Consider the following 20,306-nt stretch of genomic DNA (forward strand, 5'->3'; position numbering starts at 1 on the left):
TACGGACGGATTGGCACGGTATCGGATGCTCGGCACACACCGGATCAGTGAAGCGCAGCTCGTCGACCTGCTCCGCCGGGCCAGAAAGACCGACTTCGGGCGCTGGAACAAGGCGGACCTGCAGCGCGCCATGACCGACCTCGGCTGGCAGGTGCGCTCCGCGGAGGTCGACATCGGCATGTGGCGCGCCGAGACCGGCTACGACACCGGCAACGCCATCGCCGACTCGATCCCGCCCCAGACCCCGGTCGCGGGGCGCGCCGACTTCTACTCCATCGAGGTCATGGTCCTGCGCTCGGCCGAGCGCGGCCGCCAGGGCGAGCAGCACCGCACGCTCATCTTCCGCGAGGTGCTGCGCACCATGATGAGCGAGCTCGGCGCGCCCGAGATCCGCGGCGGGGACGGCGGGCCGTGGATCCGCTGGTACCGCGACGGCCTCATCTTCGAGCTGCACCTGCGCCGCTTCCACGGCGGCGTGACGCTGCGCCTGCTCTCGCCCGAGCTGTTCGAGCAGCTCGAGGCGCACGCGGTCGGCAAGGGCGACGTGTCCGGCTGGGCTGCCTACGCCCGCACCGGCCAGCGCCCGCCCGAGCCCGCCTGCACCGACATGGGCGAGTTCACCGAGCGGCTGTCGTCGCTGCTGGCCGACATGGCCGCCGACGTGCCCGTGGTCGACACGGCGGGCACGGTGCTCCTGCGCACCGGCGACTGGTCGGCGCGGTACGTGGCGGCGTTCGTCGACGGCGGCCTGCGCGTCGAGGCGAGCGCCGCGGTGAGCGGCGCCTGGCGGTCGGGCCTGTCGAACCTGCCGAGCATGGGCTTCCGCGCGCCGAGCGGCACGCAGCCGAACTGGTCGCGCAGCTTCAACTCGACCGACCGGACCGCCACGAACCAGGCCGCGCACATGATGGTGGACGCCTTGCGGGCCTTCGGCATCCAGGACCTGTTCGACATCGTCTACGACGGCTTCACCGCGGACGGCGAGCGCATGTACCTGCCGGTGCTCGGCATCGGCAACGGCGACAACCCGTACTAGACGGCCGCGGGCTCGGGCTGCGGCGCCTCCATCGTCGCGCGCCGGAACGCCGGGAGGCGCCAGCCCACGACCGCCACGCCGGCGATGCACGCGATGCCGCCGGCGAGGATCGCGCCGCCGAGGCCGAGCGGTCCGGCGAGGGCGCCGGCCTGGAGGTTGCCGAGCGCCGGCGAGACGGTCGCCTGGGCGAGCCACAGGCTCGTCACGCGGCCGCGCAGCCGGTCGGGCGTGTGGTTCTGGAGCAGGCCCGTGCGCAGCACCTCGGAGACGAGGTCGCTCGCGCCCGAGACCGCCAGGAACACCAGGCCCAGTGCGAGCCAGGGCGAGAGCGCGAGGCCGACCATCGCCGCGCCCCACAGGCTCGCGGCGATGACGACGACCAGTCCCGGTTTGGCGGCCTTGGTGACCCGCCCGCTGAACGCGGCGGCCAGGAACGCGCCGACCCCCGCGGCGGCCGAGAGGAGGCCGAACGCCACGGACCCGCCGTGGAACTGCTCGGTCGCGAGCGCCGGGAACAGGCCCTTGGGCCAGGCGAAGAGCATCGGCATGATGTCGATGAGCAGTACCCCGGCCACGACCTTGTTGCGCCGCACGAACGCGAACGCGTCCTTGAGCGAGTACGAGTCGGACTCCTTCTCGTCGCCGCTGTGGTCGGGCGGCATCGGGCCGACGAAGACCATCGCGACCGCGAAGACGACGAAGCCGACCACGTTGAGCGCGTAGCACCACTCGGTGCCGCCGGCGGCGATCACGATCCCCGCGAGGGCCGGTCCGGCGACGCCGGTGAGCTGGCCGGTGAGGCCGTTCAGGGCCGACGCGGCGGCGACGTTCTCCTGGCCGACGAGGGACGGGACGGCCGCGAACGAGGCCGGGATGCTGAGGCCGGCGAGGAACGTGTCCGCCACGACCGCCGCGAACAGGAACCACAGCAGCGGCTCGTCCTGCAGCGCGTTCATCAAGAGCGCCAAGGCGACCAGGAGCCCCGGCACGCGCACCGTGACGAGGATGCGCCGCCGGTCGAAACGGTCGGCCAGCACCCCGCCGACGAGGAGCCCCGCGACGATGCCGATGCCGCCCGAGGCGGCGGCCGCGCCCACGGCGAGGTTCGAGCCGCTGAGCTGGTAGATCTGCCAGATCAGCGCGGTCTCGGTGAGCATGGCGCCCACCAGGAGCCCGGTGCGGCCGATGTAGAGCCAGCGGAAGTCGCGGCTGATCCGCAGGGGGGTGGTGTCGACCAGGTGTTTCCGAAGGGACATGCCCTGATGATACCGACCGTTCCAGACCGTGCAACACCGTGTTTCACGGCGTCCTAAAATACAGGGCCATGGGATGATGGCGCGGCTACGCGCACGGAAGGACCACGATGGACGAGAAGCTGCTGGCCGCCGCCACCGACCTGCTCGGGACGACCGGCTGGGACCGGCTCACCATGGGCGACGTCGCCGACCGCGCCGGCATCTCCCGCGCCACCCTCTGGCGCCAGATCGGCGGCAAGGAAGAACTCCGCAAGGCCCTCGTCCGCCGCCTCATCACCGACTACCGCGCCTCCCTGTGGCCCGTCCTCACCGCCACCGGCACCGGGCGCGAACGCCTCCGCCAGGCCCTCGAAACCATGTGCGGCGTCTTCGACCGCCACCTCGCCCTGCTCTCGGCCTTCGACACCGCCTTCCACGAGACCGGCCTGTTCGACGAACCCGGCGAAGACGTGGTCGCCCCGCTCGTGCGCCTCATCCTCGACGGCGCCGCCGACGGCTCCCTCACCCCCGCGACCGACCCCGAAGAAGCCGGCGACCTCGTCTTCAACACCGTCTGCTGGCCCTACGTCCACCTGCGCCGCCACCACGCCTGGGCGCCCGAACGCGCCCGCTCGCTCCTACTCGACCTCGTCCTCGACGGCCTGTCCACCGACACCGCCTGAACGCGTTCCGCCCCACCGGCCGCAGTAGGGTCGGCCCATGATCGTCGATCTCCGCTCCGACACCGTGACCCGCCCGACCCCGGCCATGCTCGCCGCCATGACCAGCGCCGAAGTCGGCGACGACGTCTACGGCGAGGACCCCGCCGTCAACGCCCTCGAAGCCGAAGCCGCCGCGCTCTTCGGCAAGGAAGCCGCCGTCTTCACCCCGACCGGCTCCATGGCCAACCAGATCGGCCTGCAGCTGCTCGTGCGCCCCGGCGACGAACTCCTCTGCGACGTCAAGTCCCACATCGTCAACTACGAGATGGGCGCCGCCGCCGCACTCGGCGGCATCTCCACCCGCACCTGGGCCGCCCCCAACGGCCGCCTCGACCCGGCCCTCATCGAACCGCTCATCAACGTCCCGCACCCCTACTCCACGACCACGCGCGCGATCGCCGTCGAGAACACCCACAACATCGGCGGCGGCACCGTCCAGCCCATCGAGCGACTGCGTGCGCTGCGCGACCTCGCCGACGCCTACGACCTCGCCCTCCACCTCGACGGCGCCCGCATCTGGAACGCCCACGCCGCCACCGGCGTCCCCCTCGGCGAGTACGGCGCCCTGTTCGACACCGTCTCGGTCTGCCTCTCCAAAGGCCTCGGCGCGCCCGTCGGCTCGCTCCTCATCACCGACGCCGAACGCGCCCAGCGCGCCCGCGTCATCCGCAAGCGCCTCGGCGGCGGCATGCGCCAGGCCGGGTTCCTCGCCGCCGCCGGACGGTACGCGCTGGCGAACCACATCGACCGCCTCGCCGAGGACCACGCGCGCGCCCAGCACCTCGCCCGCTCGCTCGAGCCGTTCGGCATCTGCGACGCCGCGCAGGTCGAGACCAACATCGTGCTCCTGCGCATCCCGGACATCGCCCAGGTCGCCCAAGCCGCCGCCGAGCAGGGCGTGAAGATCTCGGTGCTCGGGCCCGACTGGGGCCGCATGCTCACCCACCTCGACGTGGACGACGCCGGGATCGAGCACGCCGTGAAGGTCCTCGGCACGCTCGTGAGCTGACGAGCGGGCCCCGGCTCCGGTGGGTCGTCCGATCGGCTTCAGGTGGTTCACCGGATCGAGGGTTGCCGAACGAGGCCGCCCCCAGGTAGGTTAGGCATGCCTTCTTTAGTCGAGCCTAACCTTCCCGGAGGTCGATGCATGTACGCCTGCATCTGCCATGCAGTCCACGAGAACGAAGTCCGTGACTGCATCAGCGCCGGCGCGCACACCGAGGAGGCCATCGGCGAGGCCTGCGACGCCGGCACGAGCTGCGGCACCTGCCATGAGCGGCTGGTCGACATGATCGAGAGTTATTTCACGAACTCCGTGCCCGCCGCGGCGTGAGCCCAGCCCAAGTCGCCGGATTCGACGGAAATGACGGACGCTTTAGGTTGTCCTCCGTTAGGATAGGTTGTCCTATTTTAGGCATTCCTGGCTGGAAATGGGCCCCCACCTGGTCCTAGTCTGAGATCGTCGGTCACTGAACCGGCATGTGACGGACCGGGAAGGACGGATTGCAATGCAGGGCGACAAGCAGGTCATCGAATTCCTCAACGAGCAGTTGACGGCGGAGCTGACCGCGATCAACCAGTACTTCCTGCACTACAAGCTGCAGGAGAACTGGGGCTACACGAAGCTGGCGAAGTACACCAGGGCCGAGTCGATCGACGAGATGCGCCACGCCGAGGTCTTGACCGACCGGATCCTCTTCCTCGACGGCATGCCGAACTACCAGCGGCTCTCCCCGCTGCGCATCGGGACGACGGTCAAGGAGATCTTCGAGTGCGACCGCAAGATCGAGGTCGAGGCGATCGACCGCCTCAAGCGCGGCATCGAGCACATGGAGTCGGTCAAGGACTACGTCTCGCGGGACCTCTTCAGGAGCATCCTCGAGGACGAGGAGCACCACATCGACTACCTGGACACGCAGCTGGAGATCCTGGAGAAGATCGGCGAGCCGCTCTACATCCAGTCGCTGATCGAGCAGCCCGAGGGTGAATAGCGCTGTCGGGGCATCCCGTCTCGCGTAGGCCTTGACCAGGCGCGCGAGCGTGAAAAGCCTGGAGGGGACCGGCCATGCGGCCGGTCCCCTTTCTACTTGCGGCAGAGCCCCTCACATCTCCGCCACAGTGGTGGGTCGCCGCCTTGACAGCGTCGACGCGAGGATCGTAACATATCAATGCTTTGAATGAAAGTTTCCGAAACTTTCGGAATTCGAAGCGGTCTCCGGTCGCTCCCCGACCCCCCGATGGAGCGGCCGGACCCCTCTCGACCATCGCGACCAATGGAGTGCGCCAGATGACCCGTCCTTCCCTCACGCCTGCCGCGAGCCGCCGCACCGTGCTCACGGCCGCCGCCGCTGCGGGCGGCGCCGCCCTCCTCCCGGCCGGGTTCGTCGCTCTCGCCGCGAGCCCCGCCCACGCCGACGACCTGCTCCTCTCCACCGACTTCTCCTCGGGCACCACCGAAGGCTGGACCGGCCGCGGCGCGGCCGCCGTCGCCGTCGACTCCGAGCAGCGCCTCCTCATCACCGGCCGCACCGAGACCTGGAACGGCGCCGCCATCGACATCACCGCCCATGTCGAAGTGGGCGTCCGCTACCAGCTCAAGGTCTACCTGCGCCTGCCCGAAGGCGAGGCCGCGACCGACCTGCGGACCACCGTGCAGCGCGACGTCGGCGGCACCTCGCACTACGAGGGCGTCAAGTGGAACACCGCCGTCGCCGACGCCGCCTGGACCGAGTTCTCCGGCACGTACTCGATCGCCCAGCCCGCGGACAAGCTGCAGTTCTACGTCGAGTCGGCCTCGAGCCTGACGCCGATCCTCCTCGACGCGTTCACCCTCACCCGCATAGCAGAACCGGAGATCCAGGACTTGCTGCCGCTCAAGGACTTCCTCGCCGACGACTTCACGTTCGGCTGCGCCGTCGAGCCCTTGGAGGTGGTCGGCAAGCCCGCCGAGCTCCTCGCCAAGCACTTCGCGCAGGTGACCACCGGCAACCAGATGAAGCCGGAAGCGATCCAGCCGACCGAGGGCGTCTTCGACTTCAGCAGGGCCGACCAGATCGTGGCCTTCGCCGAGGCCCACGGCATGAAGATCTGGGGGCACACCCTCCTGTGGCACAACCAGACCCCGGCCTGGTGGTTCCTCGACGCGAACGGCCAGCCGCTGCGGAACACGCGCGCGCACCAGCAGCTCCTGCTGCAGCGGTTCGAAGCGCACGTCAAGGCGATCGCGGCCCACTACGGCGACCGCGTGTGGGCCTGGGACGTGGTCAACGAGGTCGTCGACCCGGAGGAGGCCGACGGCCTGCGGCACTCGCGCTGGTACGAGGTGTTCGGCGGGCCGAAGTACATCGAGAAGGCGTTCAAGATCGCCCGGAAGGCCTTCCCGCGCAAGGTGAAGCTCTTCATCAACGACTACAACACCGAGTTCCCGGACAAGCGGGAGGCGATGTTCAACCTGGTGCAGCAGCTCAAGTGCGAGGGCGTGCCGGTGGACGGGGTCGGGCACCAGGCGCATGTGGACTACCGGCGCGACCCGAAGCTGCTGGGCGAGTCGATCGACCTGTTCCGCACCCTCGGCGTGCTCCAGACGATCACGGAGCTCGACGTGTCGGTCTCGAACGAGATGACCGAGAGCCTGCCCGCGACGCCGCCGGAGCGGCTGGTCGCGCAGGGCTGGTACTTCAAGGAGCTCTTCGAGGTCCTGCGCGAGCGTTCGGACGACCTCGAGTCGGTGACCATGTGGGGCCTGTACGACGCGGTCTCGTGGCTGCGCACCTGGCCGGTCTCGCGCCCGCACGAGGCGCCGCTGTTCTTCGACGACCGGCTCCAGGCCAAGGCGGCCTATTGGGGCGTCGTCGACCCGACCAGGCTCGAGCCGATGCCCGAGGCATAGGCAGGGGGGCAAGACGTCCGGGAGCGGAATGATAGATCCGGGATTCCGCTCCCGGACTTACTTTCACCCTTGCGGGTGAACGACACGCCCGAGCGATTGTCGTAGCTGCTGGATAGGGTTGAGCCTAGGGGTCCCCCGGCGGGACATTTCCGATATGGCGGGCATGGTCGGTTTCATGTTCGGGGACGGCGCATCTCGATGTGCATGATGCCGTCCTCGTCGTACTCCTCGCCCTCTTCGGTGAAACCGAACTTGCGGTAGAAGCCCGCCGCGTACGTCTGGGCGCCGAGGGTCACCTCCGCGTCCGGGCCGAGGAAGTCCATCGCCGCGCCGAAGACCTTGGCGCTCAAGCCGGTCCCGCGCGCCGAGAGCGCGGTGCAGACCCGGCCGATCTTCCAAGCGTCGCCATCGCGGAGCACCCGCAGGCACGCGACCGCCTCGGTCGGCGTGTCGCCCTCGACCCAGAAGTGCACAGTCTCAGGGTCCAGGTCGTAGTCATCGAGGTCCGGGTACGCGCACTCCTGCTCGACCACGAACACCTGCTGCCGCAGTCGCGCCAGCGCGAACACCGTCGCGCCGTCCAGCTCGGCGAACTTCCCCCGCTTGATCTGCATCGATGTCCTTCCCGATCCGCCCTGCCGGCTACGCGTATTCCTTCGCGATCTCCCGCGCCCGGTCCCGCGCGGCCTCGATCGCGTCGGTCACCGCCGAGCGCGCGCGGTGGTTCTCCAACTGCCGCACCGCACTGATCGTCGTCCCGGCCGGCGACTCCACGGCCTCGCGCAGTTCCACCGGCGACGCGTCCGTCTCGCGCAGCATCCGGGCCGCGCCGAGCGCGGTCTGCGTGACGAGCTCTTTCGAGACCGCGCGCGGCAGTCCCATGAGGACGCCCGCTTCGGTCATGGCCTCGGCCAGGTAGTAGAAGTACGCGGGCCCGGAACCGGAGATCGCGGTGACCGCGTCCTGGTGCTTCTCCTCGACCACGAGCGTCCGCCCCAGCGGCGTGAACAGCTCCTCGACCGCCGCCAGGTGCGCGTCCGAAGCGTGCGTCCCGGGCGAGAGCACGGTCATCGCCTCGTCGACGAGCGCGGGCGTGTTCGGCATCGCCCGGATCACGGGGGTCTCGTCGGGCAGCCGCTTCTCGAAGAACGCCACGGGAAGGCCCGCGCAGATGCTCACCACCGGCGCATTGCCCTCGAAGACGCCGCTCAGCTCCTCCAAGAGCGCTCCCGCGTCCTGCGGCTTCACCGCGACCACGACGACGTCCGCGTGCCGCACCGCCTCGGTGTTCGGCTCGACGCGGATGCCGTAGGCCTCGCGCAGTTCGGCGGCCCGCTCGGCGCTGCGCGCCGTCGCCACGACCGACTCGCCGGACCAGCCGGCCCGCAGCAGGCCGGACACGATCGCCTGCCCCATCTTCCCCGCACCCAGCACCGCGACAGTCCGCATCGACACTCCCATTCCCCTCGAAGGCCCGGTCCCTCGACGGCCCGGCAATTGTCCCTCCAGTCTCCGCGAAGCGAAAACCAATGCAGTCGCGCGTTTCACCCCCTGGGACGAGTCGAGCTGCCACGATAATCACACTTGGGCACTCAATGAGCGATTGGGGCGATATGGACGTTCTGGACTTGGCGCGAATGCAGTTCGGCGTCACCACCGTCTACCACTTCCTCTTCGTCCCCGTCACCATCGGCCTCTCGCTCCTCGTCGCGATCCTCCAGACCCTCTGGCGCACCACCCACAAGAGCGCCTACCTGCGCGCCACCAAGTTCTGGGGCAAGCTCTTCCTCATCAACATCGCCATGGGCATCGTCACCGGCATCGTCCAGGAGTTCCAGTTCGGCATGAACTGGTCGGCCTACTCGCGCTTCGTCGGCGACGTCTTCGGCGCGCCGCTCGCGTTCGAGGCCCTGGTCGCGTTCTTCCTGGAGTCCACGTTCATCGGCGTGTGGATCTTCGGCTGGGACCGCCTCAAGCCCGGCCTGCACCTCGCCTGCATCTGGCTCGTCGCCTTCGGCACCATGGCCAGCGCCTACTTCATCCTCGCCGCCAACGCGTTCATGCAGAACCCGGTCGGCTACCAGCTCAACGAGACCGCCGGCCGCGCCGAGCTCACCGACTTCGGGGCGGTCCTGACCAACCCGGTCGCGCTGGCCGCGTTCCCGCACACGGTCTTCGCCGCGTGGCTCACCGCCGGGACGGTCGTCGTCGCCGTCTCCGGCTATCACTTCATGCACCGCCGCGACCTGGACGTGCACCGCCCGGCGATGCGCCTGGGCATCCTCACGACGATCGTCGGCGGCCTCGGCCTGGTCCTCTCGGGCGACTCGCTCGGGAAGGTCATGACCGCGACGCAGCCGATGAAGATGGCCGCCGCCGAAGCGCTCTACCAGACCACGTACAACGCGCCGTTCTCGATCCTCACCATCGGCTCGCTCGACGGCTCCCGCGGGACGCCGATCATCGAGATCCCCGGCCTGCTCTCGTTCCTGGCGACCGGCTCGTTCAACGGCGAGGTGCAGGGCATCAACGACCTCAACGCCCAGTACCAGGACCTGTACGGGCCGGGGGAGTACGTGCCGTACATCCCGCTCACCTACTGGTCGTTCCGGGCGATGATCGGCTTCGGGATGCTCGCGGTCGCCATGGCCGTCATCGTCTGGTGGTTCACGCGCCGCGGCCGCCTGCCCGAGCACCGCCTGTTCTGGCCGATCGCGATGTGGATGGCCGTGACCCCGTTCCTCGCCAACAGCGCGGGCTGGATCTTCACCGAGATGGGCCGCCAGCCGTGGGTGGTGTTCAGCCTGTACCAGACGAGCGAGGCCGTGTCGCCGCGCGTCGGCGCGCCCACGGTCGCGATCTCATTCATCGGGTTCACGCTCGTGTACCTCGTGCTCGCCGTCGTCGCGCTGCGGCTGTTCCTGCGCTTCGCGAAGGCGGGGCCGCCGGACGAAGAGGGCGCGATGGCGACGTCGAGCCCGTCCGACGACCCCGACAAGCCCATGGCCTTCGCCTACTAGCCGCCCGAGGAACACTGGTTTTGGGGAACACAGTCATGGAATTGACGACGCTCTGGTTCACGCTCATCGCGGTCCTGTTCACCGGGTACTTCATCCTGGAGGGCTTCGACTTCGGCGTGGGCATCCTGCTGCCGGTGCTCGGGCGCGACAACCGCCAGCGGCGCGCGATGATCAACACGATCGGCCCGGTCTGGGACGGCAACGAAGTCTGGGTGATCACCGCGGGCGGGGCCATGTTCGCGGCCTTCCCGCACTGGTACGCGAGCCTGTTCTCCGGCTTCTACATGCTGTTCTTCGCGATCCTCGTCGGGCTCATCATCCGCGGCACCGCCTTCGAGTACCGCGGCAAGGGCGACACGGACCGGTGGCGCCGCAACTGGGACCGCTGCCTGTTCACCGGCTCGGTCGTGCCCGCCTTCGTGTGGGGCGTCGTGGTCGCCAACCTCGTGCGCGGCGTGCCGCTGGACGCGAACTTCGACTACACCGGCTCGATCTGGGGGCTGCTCAACGGGTACGCGCTCCTGGGCGGCCTGACGACGCTGCTGCTGTTCAGCACGCACGGCGCCTACTTCCTGCACCTGCGCACCACCGGCGACCTCGCCGACCGCGCCCGCCGGCTCGGCTGGAAGCTCGGCGTCGCGACGGCCGTCCCGGTGCTGGCGTTCCTGCTGTGGACCCAGATCGCCCACGGCAACGGGGCTTCGCTGGTGCTCATCGTCCTCGCGGTGCTCGCGCTCGCGGCGGGCCTTGTCCTGGACTACAAGGACCGCAGCGGCTGGGCATTCGCCGCGACCGCGCTGACGATCGGGTCCGCTTCGGCGGCGGTCTTCTGCGCCCTGTGGCCCGACGTGCTGCCATCCACATCAGACGCGGCGAACAGCCTCACCCACGAGAACGCCGCCGCTACCCAGAAGACCCTGGGGATCATGTCCTGGGCCGCGGTCGTCTTCCTGCCCGTGATCCTGCTCTACCAGGGCTGGACCTACTGGGTGTTCCGCAAGCGCGTGATGGTCGAGAGGATCCCGGTCGCATGACCCAGCTGGCCGCCAGACCCGCCCGCGGCGCGTTCGACCGCCGCCTCCTGCACCGCGCCCGCGGCGCGACCGTCTTCATCGGCGTGTGCGCCGCCCTCGGGCTCGCCCGCACCGCGTGCGCGGTCGCGTCCGCATGGCTCATCGCGAGCCTCATCGCCGGCGCGTTCGCCGCGGGCAAGGGCCTCGACACCCTTGGGCCGCAGATCATCGCGCTGGCCGCCGTGCTTTCCGCGCGGGCGCTGCTCGCCTCGGTCCAGGAAGCGGCCGCGCAGCGCGCGAGCGCGACCGTCAAGTCCGGGCTGCGCCGCCAAGCCCTCGAACAGCTCATGCGGCTGCCTTCCGGGAAGCGCCATTCGGGCGAGACCGCCACGCTGCTCGTGCGCGGCATCGACGCCCTGGACGACTACTTCGCGCGCTACCTGCCGCAGCTCGTGCTCGCGGTGGTCGTCCCGGTCGGCGTCCTCGCCGTCATGCTCGCCGCCTACCCGCCCGCGGCGGTCATCGTCCTCGTCACGCTGCCGCTGATCCCGCTGTTCGGCATCCTCATCGGCCTCTACACGCGCTCGCGCGCCGAACGCCAATGGGAGTCCACCTCCCACCTCGCCCACCACTTCGCGGACCTCGTCGCGGGCCTGCCGACACTGAAGGCGTTCGGCCGGGCCGCGAAGCAGACCGGGGCCATCGAGGTCACGACCGGCGCCTACCGCCGCCGCTCGATGGCGCTGCTGCGCGTCGCGTTCTGCTCGGCGCTGGTCCTCGAGCTCGCCGCGAGCCTGTCCGTCGCGGTCGTCGCGGTCACGGTCGGCGTCGACCTCGTCAGTGCTCACAACAGCGGCGGCATGACCGGCGAAGCCGGACTGCGGACCGCGCTGCTCGTCCTCATCCTCGCCCCCGAGGCGTACCTGCCGCTGCGCAACGTCGGCGCGCACTACCACGCCAGCGCCGAGGGCCTGGCCGCCGCCGAGCGGGTCTTCGCGATCCTCGCCGAGACGCCCGAGAACCAGGACCACCGCGAGACCGCAACGGCCCCAGGGCAGCCGAGCCCGAACCCGGACGCCGCCGCGCTCACCGCCGCCTGCGTGATGCGCACCCCTCTGGGTCGCGCGCCGACGATCATGTTCCGCCGCACCGTCTTCGCCTACCCCGGCCGCCCGCCGCTCCCCGAGCTGAGCCTCACGATCCCGGCCGGGCAGACCACGGTCCTCACCGCCCGCTCCGGGGCCGGGAAGTCGACGCTCATGGCCGCCCTCGTCGGGTTCCGGCGGCCCGTCTCCGGCTCGATCGCCTTCGACGACACCGAACTGTCCGACCTCGACCTCGCCGCGGTGCGCCGCTCCATCGCGTGGCTCCCGCAGCGGCCGGTCCTCATCGACGGCACCGTCGCCGAGAACGTGCGCCTCGCCGTCCCCGACGGTGCTTCCGATCCCGCTGTGGCGAAGGCGATCGCGGCCGCTCACGCGCCCGCCGCGAACCGCACCGTCGCCGCCGACGGCTCCGGGCTCTCCGCGGGCGAGGCCGCCCGGGTCGGCCTGGCCCGGCTGCTGCTCCGCGCCGACCTCCTCGACCCGCCCGTGCTGCTCCTCGACGAGCCGACCGCGCACCTCGACGCCGACACCGAGCAGGCCGTCCTCGACTCGCTCGCGCCCTACCGCGACCAGCGGACCGTCCTGATCGCCTCCCACCGCCCCGCGGTGCGCGCGATCGCCGACAGAGAGGTGGACTGGTGAGCCTGCCGCGCAACACGATCGCCCTGAGGCTCGGCCTCGGCGCGACACTCGGCGCCCTCGCGCAGCTCAGCGCGCTCGCGCTCCTGGCCGTCTCCGGCTACCTCATCTCGCGCGCCTGGGAGCAGCCGCCCATCCTCTACTTGATGGTCGCCATCACCTCGGTGCGGCTGTTCGGCATCGGCCGCGGCGTGCTCCGCTACGCCGAACGCCTCGTCTCCCACGACGCCGCCTTCCGCGGCCTCGAACGCCTCCGCATCGCCGTGTGGCGCAAGCTCGTGCGCCTCGCGCCCGCCGGCGTCCCCGTGTGGCGCTCCGGCGACCTCCAGACCCGCCTCGTCGACGACGTGGACGGCGTCGGCGACCGGTGGCTGCGCGGCGCCCTGCCCCTCGCCGCCGCCGTCATCGTCGCCGTCGGCGCGGTCGGCCTGCAGGCCACGCTCCTGCCCGCCGCCGGGCTCATCCTCGCCGCCTGCCTGCTCGCCGCCGCCCTCACCGGGCCCGCGCTCGCCACCTGGGCCTCCCGGTACGCGGTGCGCGCCACCGCGACCGCCCGCGGCGACCTCACCGAAGGCGTCCGGTCCTGCCTCCACGGCCGCGAGGAGCTCGTCGCCGCCGGCACCGACGCCCAAGCGCTGGAACGAGTCCTCGAAGGCGACGACGGGCTCCGCCGCGCCCACGCCCGCATCGCATGGAGCGCCGGACTCGGCGAGGCCGCCGGGCTCCTCGCCCTCGCGCTCGCCGTCGTCGGCGCCCTGTGGACCGGCATCCCCGCCGTCGCCGCCGGGACCCTCGACGGGGTCCTCCTCGCCGTCGTCGCGCTCGTCCCGCTCGCCGCGTTCGAACCCGTGCTCGCCCTGCCCGCCGCCGCGCAGCAGACCGCCGTCGCCAAGGCCTGCGGCCGCCGCCTCCTCGAGATCACCCAGGCCGAGGAGCCGCGCCCCGATCCGGTCGAGCCCATGGAGTACGAGCCGAACCCGCTCGGCGGCCCGCCCTTCATCGAGATCAAACGGCTCGCCGTCACCTGGCCCGGCGCCGAAGCGCCCGCACTGCAGGGCTTCGACCTCACCGTCCAGCCCGGCGAGCGCGTCGCCATCATGGGCCCCTCCGGCTCCGGCAAGTCCACGCTCGCCGCCGCCCTCATGGGCTTCCTGCCCTACGAGGGGAGCCTGCGCTTCGGCGGCGTCGAACTCGCCGAGTACGACGGCGACGACGTCCGCCGCACCGTCGGCCTGTGCTCCCAGGACGCCCACGTCTTCGACACCACGCTCGCCGAGAACCTGCGCCTCGCCCGCCCCGGCGCGGCCGACGAGGAGCTCGCACGCGCCCTCCGCTGGGTCGGCCTCCGCGACTGGCTCGAGGGGCTCGACGGCGGTTTGCAGACCCCGCTCGGGGAGCACGGCCGCGCCGTCTCCGGCGGCGAGCGCGGCCGCATCGCCCTCGCCCGCTGCCTCCTCGCCGACCGCGAAGTGCTCGTCCTCGACGAACCCGACGCGCACCTCGACGCCGCCACCGCCGCACGCGTGCTCCGCACCGCCGCCGCCGCGCTCGAAGGCAAGACCGCCATCATCATCACCCACCGGCCGCTGCCCGACGGCGTCGTCGACCGGATCGTGCACCTGCGCGCCCCGGTCCCGGCGCCGCGACGTGACGCGCCGGACAACCGGCTATTGGGCGTGGCCCCTCCTGGGTAGACTCCCGACACGGTGCTACCAATCCATCGGTGGAAACGACCTGCGACGGCGCCCGCCCGGGACCGCCGCACCGAACCGCGCTAAGGCTGATGCAGCAGTGAACACATCCGCACCCGCAACCGGACCCAAAGCCCCGAACTCGGGGCAGCGCTGGCCCGAGGGGTGGACCAAACTCCACGTGTACCTGACCGACCTCGACCAGGTCAAGGCGGTCGCCGAGTCCTACCGCGGGGTCATCGACCTCGCCGCGGGCGACAAGCACGTCCCGCACGAATGGCTCCACGCCACCGTCGCCTCGGTCGAGTGCGACGCCGCGTCGATCGACGGGCCGACCCGGGAGAAGCTCATCGGGCGGCTCCGCGAGAAGACCGCCGAGATCAAGGCCTTCCCCCTCACCATCGGGCCCGCGCTCGCCGCGACGGGCGCGATCATGCTCGACACCTTCCCCGACACCGAGTTCCGCCGGCTCGTGAACGCCTGCGTGGACGCCGTCAACGAGATCGTGGAGGGCGACCACGGCCGCCCCTGCGGCGGCCCCGGCCACGTCTCGCTCTCCTACCGCTCCGCCGACACCGACGCCGACCCGCGCCGCGGCGCGATCCAGAACAAGCTTCGCGACGTTCGCCCGGGTAGGACCGAAATCACCGTCAGTGGAGTGGATCTCGTCCGAGTCATCCAATCGGTCGACGCCTCCACCTACACCTGGGAGCACATCGCACGACTTCCCTTGGGGGAGTAGGGAACTCAAACTGTGAACGGGCGTCGCCACCGGCGACGCCCGTGGCGGTTGACGTCCCCGACGCGAATCTGACACGATGCTGTCACCGACCTGTGGCCTACTGTTGGTACCAGTGTCAATGTCCGGCCACGTGACGTTCAGGCGTGGTCAGTGACGACCTGCCCTCTCCGTGCCGGTCCCAGCCCCGGTCCACCCCGGAACGGCGAAACGCCGTGAGTGTCAGGAGGTGTCGATTGTTCGCAGACAATGACCGTCGCATCGCAACCCGAGCGGCCGCCCATGTCCCCCCGCTCCACGAATCCGCGGAACTCACCGCCACCCGGCCGCTCGATCCGCCGAAGGCCAAGGCCCGCACCGAAGTCACCGAACCGTACGGCTTCTTCTCCGAGCTCGCCGCCGCCCACCTCCTCCACCAGGGCGAGATCCGCCCGGCCTACACGCTCGCCGAGGCGACGCCGCTGGAGGTCTGGCGCCGCAACCTCGAGATCGTCACCGCGATGCTCACCGCCGCCGGCGTCGACTCCTTCGCCGTGCCCGGCTTCAGCCTCACCCGGCCGGTGCTCGCGGCCAGCGCCGCCGACCGCCAGCGGGTGCTCACCGCCCTCGCCATGCTCTGCGACTCCACCGGCGGGCGCCTCGCCGCGCCCGAGCCGGCCTTCCGCGAGTCCGAGCTCGGCCTCAACCGGCCGCAGTGGGCTCGGCGCGCCGACATGGGCGACGTGCCGATGGTCCGCGCCTCCTGGCTGTGGACCGACGCCGCCCGCGAGCTCCTCTTCGGCGCCGACTACGGCTGCGACGTCGAGTTCTGGACGCCCACCGGCGACGGGCACCTGCTGGCGCCCAGGCACAACCGAATCAGTCCCGTCGTCCGCGACGACGGCGCCCGGGCCATCGCCCCCGGGCGCCTCTTCACGCCGCTGGCGGGCGGGCCGCGCGCGGCGCTCCCGGGCGTGTCGACCCGGCCGGAGTTCGCCGTGCCCGGGCCGGGCCAGGTGGACTTCCCGATCGACGTGGTCTACACATGGGTGGACGGCTCGGACCACGCGTGGCTGCGCCGCCGCGCCGAGGCCGACCAGTCGCCGTACCACGCCGAGTCGGCGAACGCGGCGCGCTTCCACGACCGCGAGGAGCTGCGGTTCTCGCTGCGCTCGCTGCACCTGAACGCGCCGTGGGTGCGGCACGTGTACCTCGTGACCGACCGGCAGCGCCCGCACTGGCTCGACGCGGACGCCCCCGGCCTCACGGTGATCGACCACCGGGACCTGTTCGACGACCCGGACTGCCTGCCCACCTTCAACTCCCACGCGATCGAGACGCAGCTGCACCGCATCGAGGGTCTCTCGGAGCACTTCCTGTACTTCAACGACGACATGTTCGTGGGGAAGCCGCTCGACCCTCGGCTGTTCTTCGAGCCGAGCGGGATCGCGCGGTTCTTCCCGGCCCAGACCTTCATCGGGATGGACCCGGTGAGCACGGCGGACTCGCCGCCGAACGCGGCGTTCAAGAACGACCGGGCACTGCTGGAGCGGGCGTTCGGGCGGACCATCTCGCGGATGATGAAGCACGTGCCGTACCCGTTGCAGCGCACCGTGCTCGCCGAGATCGCGAAGGAGTTCGAGGAGGACCTGGCGCGCACGGCCCGGAGCGCTTTCCGCAACGTCACCGACGTCTCGACGGTGACCCTCCAGCACTACTACGCCTGCTTCACCGGCCGCGCGGTCGAGGGCGAGGCGCAGGACGCGTACGTGGAGCTGGGGATGCCGGACGTCGAGCAGCGGCTGGAGCTGCTGCTGGAGCGGCGCGACCGCGACACGTTCTGCATCAACGACTCCGGGCTCCCCGAGGACCTGGTCGACGAGCGCTCGGCGCTGATGCGCCGCTTCCTCGAGTCGTACTTCCCGGTGCCCTCGCCGTGGGAGAAGACCTTGGCGCTGTAAGGAATCGAGCATTCCTCGCGAACGGTCCATGTCGGACCCGCCCCGCATCGTGGAAAACGGGGGGTTCCCCGGAGGGACAAGTCGCTTCAGTCGGATATGCGAAGGGGTCCGGAGCGATCGCTCCGGACCCCTTCGCGTACTGCTTACTTCAATCCGCGCCGTTCGAGGAGCGGTTCGATGACGGCGTCGCGGCCGCGGAAGCGGCGGTAGGACTCCATCGGGTCGATCGAGCCGCCCTTGCTGAGCAGGGTGGCGCGGAAGTGGTCGCCGTTGGCGCGGGTGAGGCCGCCGTTCTCCTTGAACCACTCGACGGTGTCGGCGTCCAGGATCTCCGACCAGATGTAGGAGTAGTACCCGGCGGCGTAGCCGATCGAGATGTGCGCGAAGTAGCCCGAGCGGTAGCGCGGGGCGATCTCGGGCATGTAGATCCCGGCGTCCTCGAGCGCTTTGCGCTCGAAGGCCTCCACGGCCGCGTGCGGGTCGTCGCCGCCGTCCGGCACCTCGTCGGGGGCGAGCCGGTGCCAGGCCTGGTCGAGCAGGGCCGCACCGAGGTACTCGGTGGACGCGAACCCCTCGCCGAACTTCCCGGCGGCCTTCCACTGCGCGATCAGCTCGGCCGGGGCTGCCTCGCCGGTCTCGAAGTGGCGCATGTAGTTCGCGGTGACCTCGGGCCAGTCCTCCCACATCTCGTTGACCTGCGACGGGTACTCGACGAAGTCGCGCGGCGTCGAGGTCATCGAGGTCTTGGGGTAGCGGCAGGCCGAGAGCAGCCCGTGGAGGGCGTGCCCGAACTCGTGGAACAGCGTCGTCACGTTGTCGACGGTGACGAGCGCGGGCTGGCCCTCGGAGGGCTTGACGATGTTGAGGTTGTTGACCACCACGGGCCTGTCGCCGGTGAGGTCGGACTGGACGACGAGCGGGTTCATCCACGCGCCGCCCTTCTTCGAGTCGCGCGTGAAGAAGTCGCCCACGAACAGGCCCAGGGGCTCGCCGCCGTCGAAGACCTCCCACACCGTCGCCTCGGGGTGGTACCCCTTGAGGTCGGTGCGCTTCTCGAAGGTGAGGCCGAACTCCTGCTCGGCGGCGTAGAAGACGCCGTCGACGAGGACGCGTTCGAGTTCGAGGTAGGGCTTGAGCGCTTCGGCGTCGAAGCCGTACTTGGCCTGGCGCACCTGCTTGGCGTAGAACGACCAGTCCCACGCGGCGAGCTCGAAGCCGCCGCCGGCGGCGTCGATGACCTCCTGCAGCTCGGCGGCCTCCTTGCGGGCGTTGCGCACCGAGGCCTCGGCGAGGCCGGCGAGGCGCTCGGCGATGATCCCGGCGTTGCCGGCGGTCTGGTCGGCGGCGATGTACGCGGCGAAGTGCTCGAAGCCGAGCAGCTGGGCCTTCTCGGCGCGCAGGCGCACCATGCGCAGCAGCGTCTCGGCGTTCCCGGCGCCGCGGCCGATCGTGGCCCGGTAGAGGCGCTCGCGCAGGCCGCGGTCCTTCAGGTCCTCCAGGAGGGGGTGGCGGGAGAAGTTCGACTGCGTGATGAGCCAGCCGTCGAGGCCGCGCTCCTTCGCCGCGGCCGCGGCGGCGCCGATCTGGTCCTCGCCGAGCCCGTCGAGCTCCGCGCGGTCGGTGACGTGGACGGCCGAGTCGTTGATGTCGGCGAGGATCTGCTGGTTGAACTTGGAGGCGAGTTCGGCCAGCTCGGTGTTGATCGCCGAGAGCCGCGTCTTGCCGGCGGCGTCGAGCGCGGCGCCGCCGCGCACGAACTCGGTGCGGTACCGCTCGAGCAGCCGCTCGTCCTGCTCGTCGAGTCCCAGGGCTTCGGCGCCCAGCACGTCGCGCTTGTACCAGACCGCCTCGATGCGTTTGAACAACTCCTCGTTGAGGAGGATCTTGTCGGCGTGCGCGGCGAGCTTGGGGCTGATCTCGGACTCGATCGCGTTGAGGTCGTCGTTCGTGTCCGAGGAGAGCTTGTTGAAGAACACGAGGCTGACCCGCTTGAGGGTGCCGAGTCCGGACCGCTCCAGGGCCACCACGGTGTTCTCGAACGTGGGGTTCTCGGGGTCGGCGACGATGGCGTCGACGGCCTTCAGCTGCTCGGCCATGCCCTCCTCGAACGCGGGCAGGTAGTGCTCGGTCGCGACCGCCTCGAAGGGCGGGAGCTGGTAGGGGAGGTCGGAAGGGGACAGGAACGGGTTCTCGGTCACGGAGGCTCCTCGCTGCGGTCGGACCGGCGCTGTGCGGCGGCTCGGCGGGCCTGCCGCCGGGCCGCTTGGAAAAACTGCGGTGGCCGAATCCTATTCCGGGCCCTAGCCGTCCGGCAAGCGAGATGGACGGCGCCGGAATCGAGCGGCCAGCAACTTCACCGAACGGGTGCGCTCCGCATTAATATCGAGCCCATGTCTGATACCAGTCCGCTGTACGTGGCCAGCGACATCCATGGCCACTTCGACGCGCTCGTCGAGTCGCTGCGAGGTCGCGGACTGGTGGACGAGGACGCCAAGTGGACCGGCGGGAACGCTCGACTGTGGATCCTCGGCGACCTGTTCGACCGCGGCGAGGAGGGCGTGGCCGTGGTGCGGCTGCTGCGCCGCCTCGCGGGCCAGGCGGCCGCCGAGGGCGGGCTCGTGGACACCCTTATCGGCAACCACGAGGTGCTGCTGCTCGGCTCGCGCCGCTTCGGCGACGTGGCCTTCACCGACGTCGACGGCCAGGATCGCCAGTTCCTGCACTGGTGGGTCCTCAACGGCGGCTTCGAGGACGAGCTGGGCGACCTCACCGACGACGAGGTGAAGTGGCTCGAGACCCGCCGGGTGCTCCACGTCGCCGGCAGCGTGCTCCTGGTACACGCCGACACCGAGTCGTACCTCGGCTACGGCCGCAGCGAGGAGGCGGTCAACTCCGCGGTCCGCAAGATCATGGCCGCCGACGAGCCCGAGGCGTGGTGGCAGCTGTTCCGCGAGCTCACCCGCCGCCACGAGTTCATGGGCCCGGACGGCCCCGCCCGGGTGCGCGGCATGCTCCGCTCTTTCGGCGGCGAGGAACTCGTGCACGGCCACTCGACCATCCCCGACACGACCGAGCTGGAGCCCAGCCAGGTCACGCAGGCCCGCCGCTATTGCGACGGCCTCGTCCTCAACGTCGACGGCGGCGTCTACCAGGGCGGCAAGTGCCTGGTGGTCCGCCTCAACTGAGGCTCGCCCGACCACGCTTCGGAACGGGACGCGGCCCGGCGGAAGTGCTTGCGCGGCGGAGTTGGCGCTGGTTCAGTAGTCGCCCGGCTGG

17 protein-coding genes are annotated in these 20,306 nt (G+C 70.6%); 13 read left to right on the plus strand and 4 right to left on the minus strand.

All coding sequences use genetic code 11. The features are described 5' to 3' along the window. Positions 1–25: 25 nt before the first annotated feature. Complete coding sequence (locus J5V16_RS18350; RefSeq protein ID WP_208498174.1) at positions 26–1,036, plus strand: DUF6301 family protein; 1,011 nt, start codon at positions 26–28, stop codon at positions 1,034–1,036. Here J5V16_RS18350 and J5V16_RS18355 read toward each other — a convergent pair. After that, on the minus strand, positions 1,033–2,292 hold the full coding sequence (locus J5V16_RS18355; protein WP_208498176.1) for an MFS transporter: 1,260 nt from the start codon (positions 2,290–2,292) through the stop codon (positions 1,033–1,035). The genes J5V16_RS18350 and J5V16_RS18355 overlap by 4 nt on opposite strands. 107 nt (positions 2,293–2,399) lie before the next feature. On the opposite strand from J5V16_RS18355, the gene J5V16_RS18360 reads away from it, so the two are divergent. From J5V16_RS18360 to J5V16_RS18380, 5 genes are all read left to right on the plus strand, one after another. Next, complete coding sequence (locus tag J5V16_RS18360; RefSeq protein WP_208498178.1) at positions 2,400–2,954, plus strand: TetR/AcrR family transcriptional regulator; 555 nt, start codon at positions 2,400–2,402, stop codon at positions 2,952–2,954. A gap of 40 nt (positions 2,955–2,994) precedes the next feature. Continuing rightward, on the plus strand, positions 2,995–4,002 hold the full coding sequence (locus J5V16_RS18365) for a threonine aldolase family protein (RefSeq protein WP_408612495.1): 1,008 nt from the start codon (positions 2,995–2,997) through the stop codon (positions 4,000–4,002). A 138-nt stretch (positions 4,003–4,140) separates the two neighbouring features. Then, positions 4,141–4,326, plus strand: coding sequence for a (2Fe-2S)-binding protein (locus J5V16_RS18370; protein WP_054096426.1), 186 nt, complete (start codon positions 4,141–4,143; stop codon positions 4,324–4,326). Between the two features lie 175 nt (positions 4,327–4,501). After that, positions 4,502–4,984: a bacterioferritin gene (gene bfr / locus J5V16_RS18375; RefSeq protein WP_208498195.1), complete on the plus strand. Its 483-nt coding sequence runs from the start codon at positions 4,502–4,504 to the stop codon at positions 4,982–4,984. A 296-nt stretch (positions 4,985–5,280) separates the two neighbouring features. Continuing rightward, entirely contained in the window at positions 5,281–6,882 is a 1,602-nt protein-coding gene (locus J5V16_RS18380; RefSeq protein ID WP_208498198.1) for an endo-1,4-beta-xylanase, read from the plus strand. Positions 6,883–7,055: 173 nt separating this feature from the next. Here J5V16_RS18380 and J5V16_RS18385 read toward each other — a convergent pair whose 3' ends face one another. Beyond that, on the minus strand, positions 7,056–7,496 hold the full coding sequence (locus tag J5V16_RS18385; protein WP_208498199.1) for a GNAT family N-acetyltransferase: 441 nt from the start codon (positions 7,494–7,496) through the stop codon (positions 7,056–7,058). Between the two features lie 28 nt (positions 7,497–7,524). Further along, on the minus strand, positions 7,525–8,343 hold the full coding sequence (proC, locus tag J5V16_RS18390) for a pyrroline-5-carboxylate reductase (protein ID WP_408612489.1): 819 nt from the start codon (positions 8,341–8,343) through the stop codon (positions 7,525–7,527). A 152-nt stretch (positions 8,344–8,495) separates the two neighbouring features. Here proC and J5V16_RS18395 point away from each other — a divergent pair, with 152 nt between their 5' ends. The 6 genes from J5V16_RS18395 (at position 8,496) to J5V16_RS18420 (ending at position 17,030) form a co-directional block, all read left to right on the plus strand. Beyond that, positions 8,496–9,902 (plus strand): cytochrome ubiquinol oxidase subunit I, encoded by a 1,407-nt coding sequence (locus J5V16_RS18395; RefSeq protein WP_208498446.1) that lies wholly within the window; start codon positions 8,496–8,498, stop codon positions 9,900–9,902. 35 nt (positions 9,903–9,937) lie between these two features. Further along, the gene (cydB, locus tag J5V16_RS18400) at positions 9,938–10,936 is read left to right on the plus strand and encodes a cytochrome d ubiquinol oxidase subunit II (protein ID WP_208498203.1); all 999 of its coding nucleotides are present in this window, start codon (positions 9,938–9,940) and stop codon (positions 10,934–10,936) included. Further along, a complete protein-coding gene (cydD, locus tag J5V16_RS18405) occupies positions 10,933–12,663 on the plus strand; it encodes a thiol reductant ABC exporter subunit CydD (RefSeq protein ID WP_208498211.1) in 1,731 nt (576 codons plus the stop codon). Before cydB ends, cydD begins: the two co-directional genes overlap by 4 nt. After that, on the plus strand, positions 12,660–14,354 hold the full coding sequence (gene cydC / locus J5V16_RS18410) for a thiol reductant ABC exporter subunit CydC (protein WP_208498220.1): 1,695 nt from the start codon (positions 12,660–12,662) through the stop codon (positions 14,352–14,354). The genes cydD and cydC overlap by 4 nt, the downstream gene beginning before the upstream one ends. A gap of 97 nt (positions 14,355–14,451) precedes the next feature. Next, the gene (locus J5V16_RS18415; RefSeq protein ID WP_208498222.1) at positions 14,452–15,093 is read left to right on the plus strand and encodes a 2'-5' RNA ligase family protein; all 642 of its coding nucleotides are present in this window, start codon (positions 14,452–14,454) and stop codon (positions 15,091–15,093) included. A gap of 233 nt (positions 15,094–15,326) precedes the next feature. Continuing rightward, positions 15,327–17,030 carry a stealth family protein gene (locus tag J5V16_RS18420; RefSeq protein ID WP_208498224.1) on the plus strand — a complete coding sequence of 568 codons (1,704 nt, stop codon included), beginning with the start codon at positions 15,327–15,329 and terminating at the stop codon, positions 17,028–17,030. A gap of 143 nt (positions 17,031–17,173) precedes the next feature. Here J5V16_RS18420 and J5V16_RS18425 read toward each other — a convergent pair whose 3' ends face one another. Then, positions 17,174–19,228 (minus strand): M3 family metallopeptidase, encoded by a 2,055-nt coding sequence (locus J5V16_RS18425; RefSeq protein ID WP_208498226.1) that lies wholly within the window; start codon positions 19,226–19,228, stop codon positions 17,174–17,176. A 192-nt stretch (positions 19,229–19,420) separates the two neighbouring features. Between J5V16_RS18425 and J5V16_RS18430 the strand changes: the two genes are divergently transcribed. Beyond that, complete coding sequence (locus J5V16_RS18430) at positions 19,421–20,215, plus strand: metallophosphoesterase (protein WP_208498228.1); 795 nt, start codon at positions 19,421–19,423, stop codon at positions 20,213–20,215. Positions 20,216–20,306 lie beyond the last annotated feature (91 nt).

Source organism: Glycomyces niveus (assembly GCF_017592475.1).
Lineage (GTDB): Bacteria > Actinomycetota > Actinomycetes > Mycobacteriales > Micromonosporaceae > Glycomyces > Glycomyces niveus.